This is a genomic window from Asticcacaulis sp. (assembly GCF_051956075.1).
Classification (GTDB): domain Bacteria; phylum Pseudomonadota; class Alphaproteobacteria; order Caulobacterales; family Caulobacteraceae; genus Asticcacaulis.
In genome coordinates this window covers 42443-58703 of the sequence record NZ_JBQCGA010000027.1, presented here as the reverse complement: position 1 = coordinate 58703, position 16261 = coordinate 42443, and the positions used below count along the sequence as shown (strand labels likewise).

17 protein-coding genes are annotated in these 16261 nt (G+C 62.5%); 8 read left to right on the top strand and 9 right to left on the bottom strand.

All coding sequences use genetic code 11. From position 1 onward, the window contains the following. Positions 1 to 108: 108 nt before the first annotated feature. From ACTHLA_RS07150 to folK, 6 genes are all read right to left on the bottom strand, one after another. Positions 109 to 285, bottom strand: coding sequence for a hypothetical protein (locus ACTHLA_RS07150; RefSeq protein WP_440186654.1), 177 nt, complete (start codon positions 283 to 285; stop codon positions 109 to 111). 149 nt (positions 286 to 434) lie between these two features. Beyond that, complete coding sequence (locus tag ACTHLA_RS07145) at positions 435 to 1121, bottom strand: NnrU family protein (protein ID WP_440186652.1); 687 nt, start codon at positions 1119 to 1121, stop codon at positions 435 to 437. Positions 1122 to 1188: 67 nt separating this feature from the next. After that, complete coding sequence (locus tag ACTHLA_RS07140) at positions 1189 to 1923, bottom strand: hypothetical protein (protein ID WP_440186650.1); 735 nt, start codon at positions 1921 to 1923, stop codon at positions 1189 to 1191. An 88-nt stretch (positions 1924 to 2011) separates the two neighbouring features. Next, complete coding sequence (locus tag ACTHLA_RS07135; protein WP_440186648.1) at positions 2012 to 2683, bottom strand: hypothetical protein; 672 nt, start codon at positions 2681 to 2683, stop codon at positions 2012 to 2014. 57 nt (positions 2684 to 2740) lie between these two features. Then, positions 2741 to 3559 (bottom strand): exodeoxyribonuclease III, encoded by an 819-nt coding sequence (locus tag ACTHLA_RS07130; RefSeq protein WP_440186646.1) that lies wholly within the window; start codon positions 3557 to 3559, stop codon positions 2741 to 2743. Between the two features lie 64 nt (positions 3560 to 3623). Beyond that, the gene (gene folK / locus ACTHLA_RS07125; protein ID WP_440186644.1) at positions 3624 to 4124 is read right to left on the bottom strand and encodes a 2-amino-4-hydroxy-6-hydroxymethyldihydropteridine diphosphokinase; all 501 of its coding nucleotides are present in this window, start codon (positions 4122 to 4124) and stop codon (positions 3624 to 3626) included. 32 nt (positions 4125 to 4156) lie between these two features. Here folK and ACTHLA_RS07120 point away from each other — a divergent pair, with 32 nt between their 5' ends. Continuing rightward, a complete protein-coding gene (locus ACTHLA_RS07120; protein WP_440186642.1) occupies positions 4157 to 4729 on the top strand; it encodes a LabA-like NYN domain-containing protein in 573 nt (190 codons plus the stop codon). 467 nt (positions 4730 to 5196) lie between these two features. Here ACTHLA_RS07120 and ACTHLA_RS07115 read toward each other — a convergent pair whose 3' ends face one another. Further along, a complete protein-coding gene (locus ACTHLA_RS07115) occupies positions 5197 to 6162 on the bottom strand; it encodes a DMT family transporter (RefSeq protein ID WP_440186640.1) in 966 nt (321 codons plus the stop codon). Between the two features lie 274 nt (positions 6163 to 6436). Between ACTHLA_RS07115 and ACTHLA_RS07110 the strand changes: the two genes are divergently transcribed. After that, entirely contained in the window at positions 6437 to 6850 is a 414-nt protein-coding gene (locus ACTHLA_RS07110; RefSeq protein ID WP_440186638.1) for a thermonuclease family protein, read from the top strand. An 8-nt stretch (positions 6851 to 6858) separates the two neighbouring features. On the opposite strand, the gene ACTHLA_RS07105 is transcribed toward ACTHLA_RS07110, so the two are convergent. Continuing rightward, the gene (locus tag ACTHLA_RS07105) at positions 6859 to 7629 is read right to left on the bottom strand and encodes a glutaminyl-peptide cyclotransferase (protein WP_440186636.1); all 771 of its coding nucleotides are present in this window, start codon (positions 7627 to 7629) and stop codon (positions 6859 to 6861) included. A gap of 13 nt (positions 7630 to 7642) precedes the next feature. Beyond that, entirely contained in the window at positions 7643 to 9334 is a 1692-nt protein-coding gene (gene leuA, locus ACTHLA_RS07100) for a 2-isopropylmalate synthase (RefSeq protein WP_440186634.1), read from the bottom strand. A gap of 144 nt (positions 9335 to 9478) precedes the next feature. On the opposite strand from leuA, the gene ACTHLA_RS07095 reads away from it, so the two are divergent. The 6 genes from ACTHLA_RS07095 (at position 9479) to rpmF (ending at position 16165) form a co-directional block, all read left to right on the top strand. Next, on the top strand, positions 9479 to 10879 hold the full coding sequence (locus ACTHLA_RS07095) for an APC family permease (RefSeq protein ID WP_440186632.1): 1401 nt from the start codon (positions 9479 to 9481) through the stop codon (positions 10877 to 10879). Beyond that, positions 10876 to 11901, top strand: a complete 1026-nt coding sequence (locus tag ACTHLA_RS07090) for an aromatic ring-hydroxylating oxygenase subunit alpha (RefSeq protein ID WP_440186630.1) — start codon at positions 10876 to 10878, stop codon at positions 11899 to 11901. Before ACTHLA_RS07095 ends, ACTHLA_RS07090 begins: the two co-directional genes overlap by 4 nt. A gap of 639 nt (positions 11902 to 12540) precedes the next feature. After that, a complete protein-coding gene (rpoZ, locus tag ACTHLA_RS07085) occupies positions 12541 to 12900 on the top strand; it encodes a DNA-directed RNA polymerase subunit omega (protein ID WP_440186628.1) in 360 nt (119 codons plus the stop codon). 219 nt (positions 12901 to 13119) lie between these two features. Further along, complete coding sequence (locus tag ACTHLA_RS07080; protein WP_440186702.1) at positions 13120 to 15378, top strand: RelA/SpoT family protein; 2259 nt, start codon at positions 13120 to 13122, stop codon at positions 15376 to 15378. A 69-nt stretch (positions 15379 to 15447) separates the two neighbouring features. Next, a complete protein-coding gene (locus ACTHLA_RS07075; RefSeq protein ID WP_440186626.1) occupies positions 15448 to 15831 on the top strand; it encodes a RidA family protein in 384 nt (127 codons plus the stop codon). A 151-nt stretch (positions 15832 to 15982) separates the two neighbouring features. Next, positions 15983 to 16165 carry a 50S ribosomal protein L32 gene (rpmF, locus tag ACTHLA_RS07070; RefSeq protein ID WP_440186625.1) on the top strand — a complete coding sequence of 61 codons (183 nt, stop codon included), beginning with the start codon at positions 15983 to 15985 and terminating at the stop codon, positions 16163 to 16165. The last annotated feature ends 96 nt before the right edge of the window (positions 16166 to 16261 follow it).

The following is a 16261-nucleotide window of genomic DNA, read 5'->3' as shown; positions in this document are numbered from 1 at the left end:
CGTCTGCGCGCCGCGTCCATTCTATCGCGAAACTGAAACTGACAGCGCATAGCGCTGAAAAATCTGCGCAAATCTGCGGTTCCTCTTTCCTTCAACCGTCAGAAAATCTCAGGACGACTGGCCTTTGAAGATCATGCCGAAGGCCAGCACGCCGAAGCCGCCGGTCATCAGCCAGTACTGATAGTCGCTCAGATAAGGTACGGGGCGGAAATGGCCGATCAGGCTGGCGCTGACCAGAGCGACCGCCACAAAGAACATCAGCAATGTAAAAGCATTCAGCTTCATGATCTGACGCGCGCCCACCCACTGCAATCCGCATAGCCTAGCCGCATTTGTTCAAATTACCGTGACAAGATCAACGGTAAATTCGTCGCACTCCGGCCCGGAGGCGCCGGTTTCGGCAAATATATCGCAGTTGCGTAAACCGGCCTCGCCTAGATGGCGCGCACGGTGAAGATCAGTTCGTGCAGGACGAGAAAAACGCAGAACATCGACGTGGCCAGCAGCGGTCGCACAATACCGATCTCCTTGGCGTCGAAAGCGACCCGGCCTTCCAGCATAGCGACGAACGGCACGATCGAGGTGCGGCGCTTGATCTTCTCATAGACCTCGCCCATCAGCAGGGTGCGCTTGCGGTCGATGGTGTTGGCGCCCAGGGCGCACAGGGCCAGCAGCGAGCCGAAGAAGATCCACGCCGCCAGATTGCCGTTGCACACCATATGGGTCAGCGCCCACAGGCCGATCCCGGCCAGCACCGGATGGCGGGTGATGCGGATAATCCCGGTGACTGGATGGTCGGGCATGCGCCAGAGCGCCACCATATTGGTCGGCGACGCCGAGGTGTAGCCGATCACCACCAGCAGGAAGGCCAGAAAATTACCCAGCATGCCGATGACGCGCAGGAACGCGCCCGAACTCCACAGGACGACGTTCATCGGATCGCCGAGCGCCATGCCGAAGGCGATTCCCATCCAGATCAGACCGCCCAGAGACATAAGCGCGAACAGGATATAATAGGCGGTCCCGCCGATCCTGCCGATCACCCGGTCCTTCAGCGCAGTGGCGCTGATCATCAGATGGATGGCCAGGAAGAAGGCGCAGGCCAGGGCAAGCATCCACATTCAGACGACTCCGGGTGACTTCTTGACCCTGCCTAACATGCGTCGCCCCGTCGCGCCAAGCCGCAGATCACAAATACGGGATCAGAGGGGCGTTCAGCACGTCTCCCTCAGGTTTGCCGCCTTCCGGCTTGGCGGCTTCCGGTTTTGGCGGCGTCGGCGCGTCGGAAAGCTCAAGCCGTGGCGGATGCGCCGGGGACGGGGTGGATGGCGTGGGCGCGGGGGAGATTGGCAACGGCGTCGTCGGCGGTTTGGCGGGCCGCGCGCCGGTGACGGTGCGGCGCAGCACCGCTTCGACGTGGTAGAACCATTTGCGCGCAGTGTTGAGCGCGGCGCGCGGCCCATCGGCGCGCGCGGTCATGGCGTCATTGGGATCCCAGATCACCAGCTCAAAGTCGGGATCGGACGGATCGTCGAACATCAGCCGCATGGTGACGCGGTGGACGCTGGGGGCGATGTCGTCGAGCAGCTTGGTCGGCCCGCCGCGCACCACGCGCCCGACTACCTTGTCATCGACGAAGATTTCAATGCCCATCAGTTCGCTCATCGCATAGGGCTTGTGCGGAATCTTGCCGAAATTGCGCACGATCACCACGCGATCGCCGTCCCAGGACGAGGCCGCCGCCGCCTTGCGCACCGGCTCCAGCGCCTGCACGTCCGCCTTGAAGCCGCCAAGCCCCTCGCGCAGTTCGTCCTCCAGCTTCTTGGGCTGCTCGACGCGCGATTCGTACAGACGGTAAAGCACCACCAGTATGGCCAGAACGGCGGCGGACAGGATGATCAGGATGGGCAGGAACGGCGGCACGCTTCGGACACCTGTGAAATTCACACCGGCGGCGAGTTAACCATGTTTTTGCGCGCAGGTTAAGCGGACTTCTCCGTATTGACGAAACTCAGGCGTGGAAATCGTCCTGATCCGCATCGTCATCGTCTTCCCACGGCGGGCGCTGGGCGACGGGAGGAGGCGGCTCCTTGGCGGCGACCTTCGCTTCAGGCGCCGCCTCCGCAGGCCGCGCCGCCACGGCGGGCGTGGCTTCCGGCGTGCGTTTGATCACCGCGTCGATGTGCGACAGCCACTTGCGCCCCAGCCGCACGGCCTCAGCGGCGGTGCGGGCGTGAACCGGGCTATGGCTGATCTGGTCGCCAAAGAGATTGAGTTCAAATTCCGGCGTCTGCACGTCGTCGAACATCAGCCGCAGCGTGACATGCGCGGCCTGAGCGTGCGTTTCGTTCAGCACCTTGCGGCTTTCGCCGCGCTGGGCGCGCGCCACCACGCGCTCATCGACAATCAGCTCGGCGCCGTCGATCTCATCGAAGGCGAAGACCAGACCCTGCGCGCCGGTGTTCCACAGAATCGCCAGATCGCCCGCGGTGAAATCCAGCCCCGCCGCCTTGCGGTTGCTGAGATCATACACAATCGCGTCGGGAGATTTGCCCAAAGACGAGCGCAGGGCGCGCGCCAGCCGACGCGAGGCCTCGAACCACCACATCAGGCCGGACGCGATCAGCGTCAGGCCGATCCCGCCGAAAAAGAAATACAGAAAGACACGCGCGGCATGGGCCATGGTCGGAGTCACGCCATACTGAAAAACAGGACTAACGAATCCTTACCGGATCAGCCGTTAAGATTGCGTTTGCAGGAAAATCTCAACCGGGACGTGGTCGGACGGCTTGGCCTCGTCATGGACCTGACCGCGCGTCTCCTTGTGGATCACGACCTCGCGCAGCAGGTCGGCGGCCTGCGGCGACAACAGGTGGTGGTCGATGCGGATGCCCTGATTCTTCTGCCACGCCCCGGCCTGATAATCCCAGAAGGTGTAGCGATTGCCCTCAGGAGCCAGGCTTGCCTCAAAATGGCTTTCAAAGGCGTCGGTATAGCCGAGATTTTTCAGCCCCTGATAAGCGCGGCGCACGGCGGGCTGATAGAGGGCGTCGTCCAGCCACGGCGCCTCGCTCCAGCAGTCGTCCTTGCCCGGAATGATGTTGAAATCGCCGGTCAGGACGGTGATCTCCTCCAGCGGCAGCAAGGACGCGGCGTGCGCGTGCAGCCGCTCCAGCCAGCGCAGCTTGTAGGCGTACTTGTCCGTGCCGAGCGGATTGCCATTGGGCAGGTAGATGGAGGCGAAGCGCACCGGCTGCGGCGCCTCGACCACGGCCTCGATATAGCGCGACTGCTCGTCCGACTCGTCGTCCTTCAGAGGCAGGCCGCGCCGAATGTCGCTGAGTGGATATTTCGACAGGATGGCGACGCCGTTCCACGTCTTCTGCCCGAAGACAGCGCAATTATAGCCAAGCGATTCAAATGCTTCGCGCGGAAACTTCTCGTCGACGCACTTGAGTTCCTGCAAGGCGCAGACATCGGGCATGGCCTCGCGGAACCATTGCAGGACCAGCGGCAGGCGGGCGTTTACGGAGTTGACGTTCCAGGTGGCGAGCTTCATGCCGCCAGATGTAGCGAGCCTCGCCGTCGCGGGCAAGCGGGGAAGCGCAGAGCGGCTTCACATATCAGGCAACCGGCGTCGCGTCGCGTCCGACGCCTGCCTCGGCATAAAGCTCCGTCGCCGTGCGGCGCAGGACCGGATGCACCCAGTCGGGCGCGATCTCGGCCAGAGGCCCCATGACGAAGCCGCGCTCATGCGCGCGCGGATGGGGCAGGGTGAGCGCGCCCTGCCGCACCACGTCTCCATAGGCGATCAGGTCGAGATCGAGCGAACGCGGCGCGTTGACGACGCCCGCTTCGCGTCGCCGCCCGCCCTCGGCTTCGACCTCATGCAAAAGCGCCATCACCGCTTCCGGCGCCAGGTCGCTCTCAACCAGCAGAACGGCGTTGTGATAGGGCGGATCATCGGGGTTCGGCCACGCCTGCGAGCGCCACAGCCGCGACGCGCGCACTATGCGCAGCCCGCGGCTTTCGAGCGCCTTGACAACCCCGGCAAAAGCCTGCGAAGTCGTCACGCCCGGCGGCGTCAGATTGGCGCCCCAGGCGACGATAATCGTTCCCGCCATTTTCAACCGCTTATAGTTCGAGAGAGTATATTATGAGCTTCTATCCCAGCGACCGTATCGCGCTTTTCATCGACGGGGCCAACCTCTATTCCGCCGCCAAGGCGCTCAATTTCGATATCGACTACCGCAAGCTGCTCGACGAGTTCAAGAAGCGCGGCGTGCTGGTGCGCGCCTATTACTATACCGCTCTGGTCGAAGGCGACGACTATTCGCCGGTGCGCCCGCTTGTGGACTGGCTCGACTATAACGGCTTCACCCTGATCACAAAGACGGCGCGCGAATTCACCGACGCGCAGGGCCGCAAGCGCTGGCGCGGCGACATGGATATCGAGATCGCCTGCGACATGATGGAGATGGCCGAACATTGCGACCATCTGGTGCTGTTCTCCGGCGACGGCGATTTCCGCCGCCTGCTTGAATCGGTGCAGCGCAAGGGCGCGCGCGTCACCGTCGTCTCGACCGTCAAGACCCAGCCGCCGATGACCTCCGACGATCTGCGCCGTCAGGCCGACACCTTCGTCGATCTGGCCGATCTGCAAACCGTGGTTGGCCGCCCGCGCAGCCAGACCACGCCCAGACCGGGCCAGGACGACGACTACGAATAATGGATCTCAGCGTCACAGGCCGCTACGCGATTGTCTGCGCCTCCAGCGACGGTCTGGGACGCGCCTGCGCGCGAGGCCGGATCGACATTCGGTTTCCTGCGCCTCACCCCTTATTGGCGTCATAGACGACGCAGATTTTGCAGATTTGGATTAACCACGGAAACCACGGATGATGGCCTTTGGCCATCTGCACGGATAAGGCAAGGCGCTGCGCTTTTCGCGCGCTCATCTTCATCCGTGTACGCCGCGTAAGCGGCGGTCCGTGCAGACGGCTGAAGGCCGTCATCCGTGGTTAAAATCCCTTCTTAAACCTGAGCCATCTGCGCCATTCGCTCAGGACAGCATTCTGAATGCCGATCCGACCCGACGCTTCGCTTCTTGAGCAGGTTTTAGTGCGCTAACGCTTCGCTTCTTGAGCAGTTTTTTAGTGCGCTAACGCTTCGCTCCTTGAGCAGTTTTTTAGTGCGCTAACGCTTCGCTCCTTGAGCGCGGGGCGCCCGAGAATCCAGCCAGACATAAAGGCCGACGCCCAGCAGGACGAGGGCCGTGCCGCTGATGTCGGACGCGGTCACCGGTATGGCCAGAATGGCGACGCTCATGATCAGGGTGAAGACTGGATTGACGAAGCCGATCACCGCATTAGCCTGCGACGAGATGCGGCTGAGGGCGAAGCTGATCAGATAGCTGGGCGCGACCGTGGCGGTCAGGGACAGGCCGAGACTGAGCAGCAGCAACGGCATGGACAGCGGTACGCCGAGACCATGCGGGTGCAGGACGAAGAACTGGATCAGGGTGACCAGACCTGCGCCGCACATCGCCCATGAGGTGAACAGGGACGGCCCCAGCCGCCGGATCATCGGCTTGGCCAGCAGCAGGTAAAGCGCGAAACTGACCGACGAGGCGCCGCACCACAGGGCGCCGACCGCGATGGCCGAACCGCCCGTTTTCAGGTCGGTGAGAAACACCAGAGCCAGTCCCGCATAGGCGATCAGAAAGGTCCAGATCGACTTCAGCCGCAGAGGCTGGCCGAAAAAGGCGGCGCCGAACAGGATGACGAACAGAGGATAGGTGAACAGGATCAGCCGCTCGAACTGCGGCGACAACGATTTCAGACTGACGAAATCGGTATAGGAGGCGACGAAATAGCCAAGCGCGCCGACCAGCATGGCCTGAAGATAGAGGCCGGGACGGCTCAGGACCGGCGGTAGGTCGGATTTGCCCGCCTTTTTGGCGCGCAGCCAGGTCGCAATCCCGATGCCGATATAGAACGGCATGGCGATGCCAAGGCGCAAAGACAGAAGCCCGCTGGCGTCAATGCCGTAGCGATAGGCCAGCTTGATCCAGATGCCTTTAGTGGCGAACAGGAAGGAGCCGAAAAAGGCCAGCGCATAGCCGGTCCAGTTTCTGCCAGAGGATGATTGGGGTGCCGACATCGGACTTCCTGATCAGGGCGCCGATAACAGATGCGCCCGGTATTTGACGACGGGCGCGAATTCGTCTTCTTAAACGCCCTGGTGTTTGCGGAAGGCCAGCAGGCGCTTGGCCGCCCAGATCAGGTTGGACAGGATGTCGAGACGTGTGAGCACGAAGCTGTTGGCGAAATTTGTAAACATGATAGCCGGGCATGTACGCTTTCGCAGGCGCGAAATCAACCTGTGGATAGCGTCAACTTGCGTTACCGTTCTCGCGTGTATGGCGCCGACGGGCGTGAACGCGAAAACTCTGACGGGACGCGCCTATGCGATCGACGGCGACACGCTCGTCATCAGCGGACGGCATATCCGCCTGTTCGGCGTTGACGCCTTCGAGCACGATCAGACCTGCGGGCGCTTCAACTGCGGGCAGGCGGCGACGCGGGTGTTGCGCGCGCGGCTGCAAGGGCAGGTCGTGAGCTGCGCGCAGCAGGATGTCGATCCCTATGGCCGCATGGTGGCGATCTGCCGCGTCGGGGGCGAGGATCTGGGACAGGTCATGGCGCGCGCCGGTCTGGCCGTGGCGTACCGGCATTATTCGCTACGCTATCTGCCGGATGAGCAATGGGCGAAGGCGCATCGTCAGGGCGCCTGGGCCTACGGCTTCGACAGCCCCGAAGACTGGCGCCGGACGCATCCGCATAATTAGTCAGTCGTCTATTCGGGGACGAAGCGCACTTCATAGAGGTGCGGCCACAACTTGCCGGTCACGAACAGGCGGTCCTTGACCGGATCATAGGCGATGCCGTTGGCGACCGCGTCGGGATCGGGGGGAGGGCTGGCGATTTCAGGCAGGTTGAACAGATCGACAATGCCAGTGACATGACCGGTCTTCGGGTCGATGCGCACCAGTTGCCGTGTGCGCCAGACATTGGCGATCAACTCGCCCTTGACCCATTCCAGCTCATTGATCTGATCGAGCGGCTGACCGTCCAACGTGACGGTGATGGTGCGCGCGGTCTTGAGCGTGACCGGATCGAGGAAGCGAATCGTTGCGGTGCCGTCGCTCATGATCAGGTTCTTCGCGTCGGCGGTCATGCCCCAGCCTTCGCCGGTATAGCGGAAGCTGCGCAATTGCTTGAGCGAGGACTGCGACCAAACGAAACCGGTCCCCGCCTGCCAGGTCAGGCTGACGATATGGCCGTTCCACGGCGCGATGCCTTCGCCGAAATAGCGCTTATCGACGCTGACCTGCCGCAAGGGCTTGCCGGTGGCGGGATCGACCTGGCGAATCCACGACTGACCGTTGCGGCCCGTGCTTTCGTAGAAATCGCCGTTCAGATAGAACAGGCCCTCGGTAAAGGCGTTGGGATCATGCGGATAGGTCTTGACGATCTGAACGCTGTAGCGCGGCGTCAGGGCGAACGCCGGGCCCGCCAGCACGGCGACCAGCAGAAGGAGGGATGCAAGGGCCGCGCGTAGCTTCATATATGTCCTTATCCTAAAGGGCGTTGGCCGCGCTCAAGACGGCCTTGACCGAGGCGGTGGCGACATCATCGTCGATCCCTACGCCAAAAACATGGCGATCGTCAGGCGTGCGCACCTCGACATAGGCGGCGGCCTGCCCCTCTGCGCCCTTGATGGCTGAACCCTGTTTGAGCGCGTGTTCGGCATAGTCCACCACGTCGAGATCGAGGCCGTAGCGGTCGTTGAGCGCCTTGACCGCGCTGGAGATCAGGCCATTGCCATGCCCGACCACAGAGGCTTCGACGCCGTCATGGCTGATGCGCCCGACAAAGGTGCGGGACGCGCCCGAACGCACCGGCCCGGTCTGCTCATACTCGATCAGGCCGTACTTCTGCTCGCCGTTCAGATGATAGCTCGACTGGAAGGCGTCCCAGATTTCCGCTGATGACAGTTCACGCGAAGAGGCGTCGGTAATATCCTGAATCTTCTTGGAAAAGTCGATCTGGAAGCGGCGCGGCAGCTTCAGGCCGTGCGTCTGCTCCAGCACCCAGGCGATGCCGCCCTTGCCCGACTGCGAATTGACGCGGATGACCGCCTCATACGATTCGCCGAGGTCCGCCGGGTCGATCGGCAGATAGGGCATGTCCCAGATGCCGTCATTGCGCTGCTCCTGCACCGCGAAACCCTTGCGAATCGCGTCCTGATGCGAGCCGGAAAAGGCGGTGAACACCAGCTCGCCCGCATAAGGATGGCGCGGATGCACCTTGATATGGTTGCAGTATTCGACCGTCTGCACGACTTCGCGCATGTGCGAGAAGTCCAGCTCCGGCGACACGCCATGCGTATAGAGGTTGAGCGCCAGCGTCACCAGATCGACATTGCCGGTGCGCTCGCCATTGCCGAACAGGCAGCCTTCGATGCGGTCGGCCCCGGCCAGCAGACCCAACTCCGCCGCCGCCGCGCCCGTGCCGCGGTCATTGTGCGGGTGTAAGCTGATCACCACGCTATCGCGCTTGGAGATGTTGCGGCAGAACCATTCGATCTGGTCGGCATAGACGTGCGGACCGGCGACCTCGACCGTGGCGGGCAGGTTGAGGATCAGCGGGTTCTGTGGCGTCGGCTCGACCATCCCGATCACCGCTTCGCAGACCTCAAGCGCGAAATCCGGCTCGGTGGCGGTGAAGGTTTCGGGGCTGTACTCAAACGCCCATTCGGTGTCGGGCTGTTTGGCGGCCTCTTCGCGCAACAGGCGCATGCCCGCTATGGAGAGGGCGACGACCTCTTCCTTCGTGCGGTTGAACACCACACGGCGGAACAGCGGCGAGGTGGCGTTATACATATGCACGATGGCGCGCTTGGCGCCGCGCAGGGACTCAAACGTGCGTTTGATCAGGTCTTCGCGCGCCTGCACCAGCACCTGAATGGTGACATCGTCAGGGATCAGGTTTTCCTCGATCAGCTTGCGCACGAAGTCGAATTCGGTCTGCGACGCCGACGGGAAGCCGACCTCGATCTCCTTGAACCCGCATTTCAGCAGCAGGTTGAAGAAGGTCATCTTCTTCTCGACATCCATCGGATCGGCCAGCGCCTGATTGCCGTCGCGCAGATCGGTCGATAGCCAGCGCGGCGCCTTTTCGATGCGCTTGGACGGCCAGGTGCGGTCCGACATATCGAAGGGAAATACGTAAGGGACGTATTTTGCGGCGGGGTTCTTGAGCATGGTCATAATGGCCGCGCTTGTGTCACGCGCGCGCGGCGTCGTCAATTGTCATGTCGGCGCACAGGCGGCGATGTGAAAGGGCGGCGAGGGCGCTTGACGAAGATTTGTTGCGGGCGCAATCATCTTGCCGGATAAGGCGCGGAGGGCGGGATGCATAACCGTAAACAGGCGGGACTGATCGGGCTGGCCCTCTATGCGGCGGCGATGAACTTTTCCGTGAGGTGGCTGGCGACCGGGGCGGCGACCGGGACTCAGTCCCTGCCGATCTGGGGCGTGGCGGCGGTGGTCTTCCTGATCCCGCTGGTGCTGTGTACGCTGGAATTATCGGCGCGCTTCCCAGAGGAGGGGGCCATCTACGCCTGGACCCGCGAGACGCAGGGCCCGTTCGCGGGGTTCCTGTGCGGCTGGATCTACTGGGCGTGCAATCTGCCCTATTTCGCCAGCCTTTTGTTCTTCGTCGTCAATATCTTCGCCAAGGCGCTCGTCGCGGCGGGCGTCGGCGGGGCTTTCGCGGCGTGGATGAGCCAGCCGCTCGGCTCGTTCGCCGTCTGCTCCGGCCTGACCGTGCTGGTGTCGCTGATGCATGCGCGCGGCTTCGGCGTCGGCAAGCTGCTGCCGGTGATCGGCGCGTCGATGTCGATACTCCTGCTGATCTTCTTCCTCGTCACCGGCTTCTTGCTGGCGGGCAAGGGCGCGTCGGCGACAGATTTCGCCCACAGCAGCTATATGCCGCCGCTCAGCGCCAATGGCGCCATCCTGTGGTCGAGCATGCTGTTCGCCTATGCCGGGGTCGAAGGCGTCGCCCTGATGCGCAATGAGGTGATCGGCGGGGTGAAGACGGTGGTGAAAGCGCTGATCCTGCTGGGCGTCCTTCAGGCCGTCGGCTACGGCTTCGGCACGGCGGCCATGCTGATGATCGTGCCGCAGGCGCAGGCCTCGCGTCTCGGGGGCCTGCCCGATGCGATCACGATCGCGCTGGACCGCATCCATCTGGCGGGCGCGCAGCCCGTGCTGTTGCTGCTGGTCGGCCTGTCTTTGCTGGGCGGGTTGAGCGCCTGGTTCGGCGCGGCGGCGCGGCTGCCGTTCGCGGTCGGGGTGGATAAGATGCTGCCCGCCTTTGTCGGCAGGCTGGACGAAAAAACCGGCGCGCCGGTCAACGCCATCTGGATTCAGGCCATATTGACCATCGCCACGCTTGGCCTGAGCGCGGCGGGATCCAGCGTCGCCGGGGCCTATGATTTCGTCGTGGCCATGGGGGTGATCACCTTCATGATCCCGTATCTGTGGATGTTCGCCGCCTATTTTCTGGTGCAGAAACGCGATGGCGCGGGCCTTGATTTCCAGACGCCGGGCGGCGGCAAATGGGCGAAGTTCTGGGCCGGTCTGGGCGCTCTGATGGTGCTGAGCGCGATTGCAGGCAGTCTGGTCCCCAGCCCTGAGGAGCCGCATCCATTGGCGGCCTTTATCAAGCTGGCCGTGGCCTCGCTGGTGCTGGTGCTGATCGGAGCGCTGATCTACGGCGTCCACCTGTGGCGCGGGAAAAAAGCATGAGCGCGCCGCTGGGTTCCGCACCTGTCACCGCGCCCGCCGAATGGTATCGCGACCCGGTCCTGTGGCCGCGCGAGCGTCAGGCGGTGTTCGCGGCCAACTGGCAGTTCCTGACGCACGAAAGCGAGCTTCGCCAACCGCGCAGCTATCGCGCCGACGTGCTGGCGGGCTTTCCGGTGGTCGCGGTGCGCGGTGATGACGGGGTGTTGCGCGCTTTTCACAATGTCTGCCGCCCTCGGGCCGGGCCTCTGGCGAAGGACGCGGGCGGGGTGTGCGACGGCTATCTGACCTGCGCCTATCACGGCTGGAAATATACGCTGGACGGGCGCTTGCGCAGCGCCCGCGACTTCGGCGCGGCGGCGGATTTCGATCCGCGCCAGTACGGGCTGGTTGCGATCCAGGTCGCGGTGTGGCGCGGGCTGGTCTTCGTCTGCATGGCGGATAATCCGCCGTCGCTTGCCGCGCAGATGGCGCCGCTGGATGCGAGATTAGGCGAGGCCGACTGGTCGGGGCTTGAGGTCGCCCTGCTTCGCCATCATGACCTCAAATGCAACTGGAAAACCTATGTCGAGAACTATCTCGAAGGCTACCATGTCCCGGCCATGCACCCGTCGCTCGACGCCGAGATCGTGGCCGAGCAGTACTGCGTCACCGTGCACGGCAAGGTCGTGCTGCACGACGCCCCGCCGCGCGACGAAACCGCCGTCTATGACGGCTTGTGGGGGTGGGTGTGGCCGAATATCGGGATCAATGTTTACAGCACCGGCCTGATGATCGAGCGCATGTCGCCCATAGGGCATGACCGGACACGGCTCGACTACGTCTACCTGATGCCGCCGGGCGAGGGCGTCTCCGAAGCGACGCTCGCCATGTCCGATCAGGTGACCGCCGAAGACGTCTGGATCGCGGAGCGCGTGCAGGAAAATCTGAACGCAGGCGTCTATGACACGGGCCGCTTATCGCCCAAACACGAAACCGCTTTGGCCGCCTTTCAGAACTGGGTGCGTGCGGCGGTGGGAGTGTAAGGTTTATCCACAGATAAGCCAGATGTTCTGGATGGATTGCACGCTACCGCTATCGTTCAGGGCAGACCGGATAGCGAGCGCAAAGCGCTCATTTGAACAGCGGCTGTCCCAGGCGATAGCGGTAGCGTGAAATGACCATGAACATCTGTGCTGATCTGTGGATAAACCTTACGTCGCCTCTCACAAGCGATACTGCGTCAAGGTTGGCGCGTGACAGGTGAGGAGATTATCATCGAGGCGTGAGACGGTCTTGGCCATCTTTCAGGACTGTGTTCGCGTTGCTGTGGGGGGGTAAGAAGGTTTATCCACAGATTACACAGATGTTCCGAATAACTGCACGCTACCGCTATCGTTCAGGATGGACCGGATAGCGAGCGCAGAGCGCTCATCAAGATAACAGTTTTCTTCGCCGATAGCGGTAGCGTGGAATGGCCAAGAATATCTGTGTAATCTGTGGATAAACCCTTGCTGCGTTTCCCTCCGCTCAGGCGGCGCATAATGACCAGCAAATCGCATTTTCCTTGTCATTATGGGCGAAGGTCTTTATAGGTTTCGTCAAATATGTCTTGCCGCTTCGCCGTGGCCGGGTGTGACGAACATCGGGCCTGAGCGAAGCTGTCCCTGTTTCCGAGGTATTTCATGGCCCGCGTCACCGTCGAAGATTGCGTCGAAAAGATCGACAACCGCTTCAATCTCGTGCTTCTGGCCGCGCACCGCGCCCGCGCCATTTCGTCGGGTTCGGCCATTCAGGTCGAGCGCGACAACGACAAGAACCCGGTCGTGAGCCTTCGCGAGATCGCCGACGGCGTGATCGCGCCGGACACCCTGACCGAAAGCCTGATCGCGTCGCTGCAACGGGTCGATGAGCGCACCGAGGCGGAGGAAGAGGCCGAAACCCTGGCCCTGCTGGCCGAGCCGCAGCATCAGCAGATGTCGGAAAGCGAACTGATCCGCGCCCTGCAATCGGATCGCGATGGCGGTCAGGAAGAGCGCTTCTAAAACAGGACTGGCGAATTATCGCTGGCTTCCCATGTAAAATAAGGTCCGGCCCGGTGCGGTCGGGCCTTTTTTACTGTGAATAAGTCTTGTGAATTTTCGAGTTCGTGAGATGCTTTTAACCCATGACAGCTTTATCTGGCATGGGTTTGTTAAGGACGGACGCGTATGTCGGAAGGCGAAAAAGTGGCGGATAAGGCGATGAGCGCGGCGGAGACGCTGATGGCGCATCCCGCGCCTGCCGATGCTCCGCCCGACGGCGCCGCCCCCTCTGAGCGTCCCGCGCCGTCGCCCAGCCGTCCGAAATTCCTGCGCCAGTTCGAGTTGATCGAGCGCGTCGCCGCCTACGATCCGACCGTCGATGAGGCGATGCTGAACCGCGCCTATGTCTATGCCATGCAGATGCACGGCGCGCAGTTGCGCGCGTCTGGCGATCCATACTTTGCGCACCCGATCGAAGTCGCCGGCATCCTGACCGACTACAAGCTCGACGCCGCGGCGATTGCGGCGGCGCTGCTACACGACACCATCGAGGACACGCCGGCGACGCGCGAGGAGATCGCCGCCAAGTTCAGCGAGGAGGTCGCCGGTCTCGTCGAGGGCGTGACCAAGCTGACCCGGCTGGAATTGCAGTCGGAATACACCAAGTCCTCGGAAAACCTGCGTAAATTCATCCTGGCCATCGCCAGGGATGTGCGCGTGCTGCTGATCAAGCTGGCCGACCGGCTGCACAATATGCGCACCCTGCATTTCGTGCCGGAGCACAAACGCGAGCGTATTTCGCGCGAAACGCTGGAAGTCTATGCGCCGCTGGCGCGCTCCATCGGCTGCAACCGCTTTGCGACCGAACTGGAGGATCTGGCCTTTTCCTTCATCAATCCGCGTGGCCATCAGGCGATCATCCACCGCCTCGAAGACATGCGCAAAAGCCGCGGCGACACGGTCGCAGCAATTGCGCGCGATGTGGCGGCCAAGCTGGAAAAGGCGGGCATGTTCGCGCGCGTGTCGGGTCGCGAAAAGTCGCCGTACTCGATCTGGCGCAAGCTGCAACGCAAGAGCGTCGGCTTCAACCAGCTTTCCGACATCTACGCCTTTCGCGTGGTGACGAACAGCGTCGAGGACTGCTACCGCGCGCTCGGCGTGCTGCACCGGACCTGGCCGTGCGTGCAGGAGCGCTTCAAGGACTTTATCTCGACGCCGAAGTCGAACAATTACAAATCCCTGCACACCACGGTCATCGGCCCCAAAGGGACGCGCATCGAACTGCAAATCCGCACCGAGGAGATGGACCGCGTGGCCGAGGAGGGCGTCGCCGCCCACTGGGGCTACAAGAACCAGACCTACGGCTTCGACGAGGAAGCCGCGATGGCCAATGGCGGGCGCAACCCGATCAACAGCCTTCGCAACATCGTCGCCATCGTCGAAAACGGCGGCGATTCGGAAGACTGGGTCGAACATGCCAAGATGGAGATGTTCCTTGATCAGGTCTTCGTCTTCTCGCCCAAGGGACGGCTGATCTCGCTGCCGCGCGGCGCCATGCCGCTCGACTTCGCCTTCGCGGTCCATACCGAGGTTGGCGAAACCGCCATCGGCTGCCTGATCAATGGCGAGCACAAGCCGCTTCGCACCGTGCTGCAAAACGGCGATCAGGTCGAGATTCTCACCGGGCTGGAACCGCGCGTCAACGCCGACTGGTTCTCGCTGACCGTCACCGGCAAGGCGCGCGCCGCGATTCGCCGCCATATGCGCCAGTCCGAGCGCGAAGACTTCATCAAGCTGGGCCGCATGGCGGTCGAACGCGCGGCGGCGCAGGTCGAAAAATCGCTGACCGACATCAGTTGGCGCCCGGCCTTCGACAAGTTCAATGTCGCCAGCGAGGATGAACTGTACGAACTGTGCGGGCGCGGCAAGATTCCGGTCACGCGCGTGGTCGAGGCCCTGTTCCCCGGCCTGAAACTGCCGATGACCCTGTCGCTCGACACGTTGACGCGCATCCGCGACGGCGAGGGCGGTCTTGCCTTCGTGCGCGGCACGGCGCTGCGCGATGGCTCCAGCGTGTTTTTCTCCACATGCTGCCGTCCGGTGCCGGGTGACCGCATTGTCGGCATTGTCGAAGAAGACGGCGTACACGTCCATTCCATCGAATGCGAAAAGCTGGAGGCGCTCGATGAGGAGAAGGAGCGCTGGATCGACCTGCACTGGACGCTGAACGCCGAAAAGAACACCTTGTCGATCGCGCGCCTGCGCGTGAACATGCAGAACAAGCCCGGCGTGCTGGGCCAGGCCTGCACGCTGATCGGCGAGGCCAGGGGCAATATTGTCAGCATCGCCATCCACGCCAAGCCGCTCGACTTCCTCGACATCGATTTTGACATTGAGGTGCTGGACGCGCGCCATATCATCAATATCGCCGCCGCCTTACGCACCTCGCCGATGATCGAGAGCGTCGAGCGGGTGCGTGGGGTGGAACCCGGCCATTAAAAACTTGAATTTTACGCCATAAATGGCCAAACGAGCGGCATTTAACGGCATAAAAAAGGATTTTCACCCATGCGTCAGCTCGTTTCCTCCGGTTCGCCTTTTGAGGGAGAGATCGGCTTCTCCCGCGCCGTGCGCGTCGGCAATCGCATCGAAGTCTCCGGCACGGCGCCGATTCGCGACGGCAAAACGGCGGGCGTCGGCGACTGCTATGAGCAGACCAAGGCGGCGCTGGAGATCATCGTCAAGGCGGTTGAGGACGCCGGCGGCAAGGCCGAACACATTATCCGCACGCGCATCTTCCTGACCGATATTTCGCTCTGGAAGGACGCCGCGCGCGCGCATGGCGAGATTTTCGGCCAAATTCGCCCGGCCTCGACCTTCGCCGAGATCAAGGGTCTGATCAATCCGGAATGGCTGGTCGAGATCGAAGCCTCGGCGCAGGTCGAGGACTGAATTAATCCCGCCTGCGCGCCATTTAGCCCTTGATCCGCATGCGGACTTGCGGCATAAGGCGCGCCTTCTGACTCACCAAAGCGTGGGTCATATCCTATTTTTGTGCCTGAAGGCGGACGCTTTCGGCTTCTGACCCAAGAGAGACACGGACATGGCCGTTCCCAAGCGAAAAGTATCGCCCTCGCGTCGCAACATGCGTCGTTCGCATGACGCCCTGGGCGCCAACAGCTACACCGAAGACAAGGACACCGGCGAACTGCGCCGTCCGCACCATGTCGATCTGAAGACCGGCATGTACAAAGGCCGTCAGGTCATTACGCCGAAGAAGGACTAAGTCCTTTCCGGTCAAGTGCTTGAAGCGCGGCGGGCTTAGGTTCGCCGCGCTTTTTCATGGGCGCGCTTGACCAACTGTCGCACATATGCGACGAGT

Excerpts from the sequence above, each read along its gene's own strand:
- ACTHLA_RS07075 (WP_440186626.1), top strand. The coding sequence starts at position 15,448 with ATGCGTCAGCTCGTTTCCTCCGGTTCGCCTTTTGAGGGAGAGATCGGC.
- ACTHLA_RS07135 (WP_440186648.1), bottom strand. The coding sequence starts at position 2,683 with ATGGCCCATGCCGCGCGTGTCTTTCTGTATTTCTTTTTCGGCGGGATC.
- ACTHLA_RS07095 (WP_440186632.1), top strand. The coding sequence starts at position 9,479 with ATGCATAACCGTAAACAGGCGGGACTGATCGGGCTGGCCCTCTATGCG.
- ACTHLA_RS07080 (WP_440186702.1), top strand. The coding sequence starts at position 13,120 with ATGGCGCATCCCGCGCCTGCCGATGCTCCGCCCGACGGCGCCGCCCCC.
- ACTHLA_RS07115 (WP_440186640.1), bottom strand. The coding sequence starts at position 6,162 with ATGTCGGCACCCCAATCATCCTCTGGCAGAAACTGGACCGGCTATGCG.
- ACTHLA_RS07105 (WP_440186636.1), bottom strand. The coding sequence starts at position 7,629 with ATGAAGCTACGCGCGGCCCTTGCATCCCTCCTTCTGCTGGTCGCCGTG.
- rpmF (WP_440186625.1), top strand. The coding sequence starts at position 15,983 with ATGGCCGTTCCCAAGCGAAAAGTATCGCCCTCGCGTCGCAACATGCGT.
- ACTHLA_RS07150 (WP_440186654.1), bottom strand. The coding sequence starts at position 285 with ATGAAGCTGAATGCTTTTACATTGCTGATGTTCTTTGTGGCGGTCGCT.
- ACTHLA_RS07130 (WP_440186646.1), bottom strand. The coding sequence starts at position 3,559 with ATGAAGCTCGCCACCTGGAACGTCAACTCCGTAAACGCCCGCCTGCCG.
- ACTHLA_RS07090 (WP_440186630.1), top strand. The coding sequence starts at position 10,876 with ATGAGCGCGCCGCTGGGTTCCGCACCTGTCACCGCGCCCGCCGAATGG.
- folK (WP_440186644.1), bottom strand. The coding sequence starts at position 4,124 with ATGGCGGGAACGATTATCGTCGCCTGGGGCGCCAATCTGACGCCGCCG.
- ACTHLA_RS07120 (WP_440186642.1), top strand. The coding sequence starts at position 4,157 with ATGAGCTTCTATCCCAGCGACCGTATCGCGCTTTTCATCGACGGGGCC.
- ACTHLA_RS07145 (WP_440186652.1), bottom strand. The coding sequence starts at position 1,121 with ATGTGGATGCTTGCCCTGGCCTGCGCCTTCTTCCTGGCCATCCATCTG.
- rpoZ (WP_440186628.1), top strand. The coding sequence starts at position 12,541 with ATGGCCCGCGTCACCGTCGAAGATTGCGTCGAAAAGATCGACAACCGC.
- leuA (WP_440186634.1), bottom strand. The coding sequence starts at position 9,334 with ATGACCATGCTCAAGAACCCCGCCGCAAAATACGTCCCTTACGTATTT.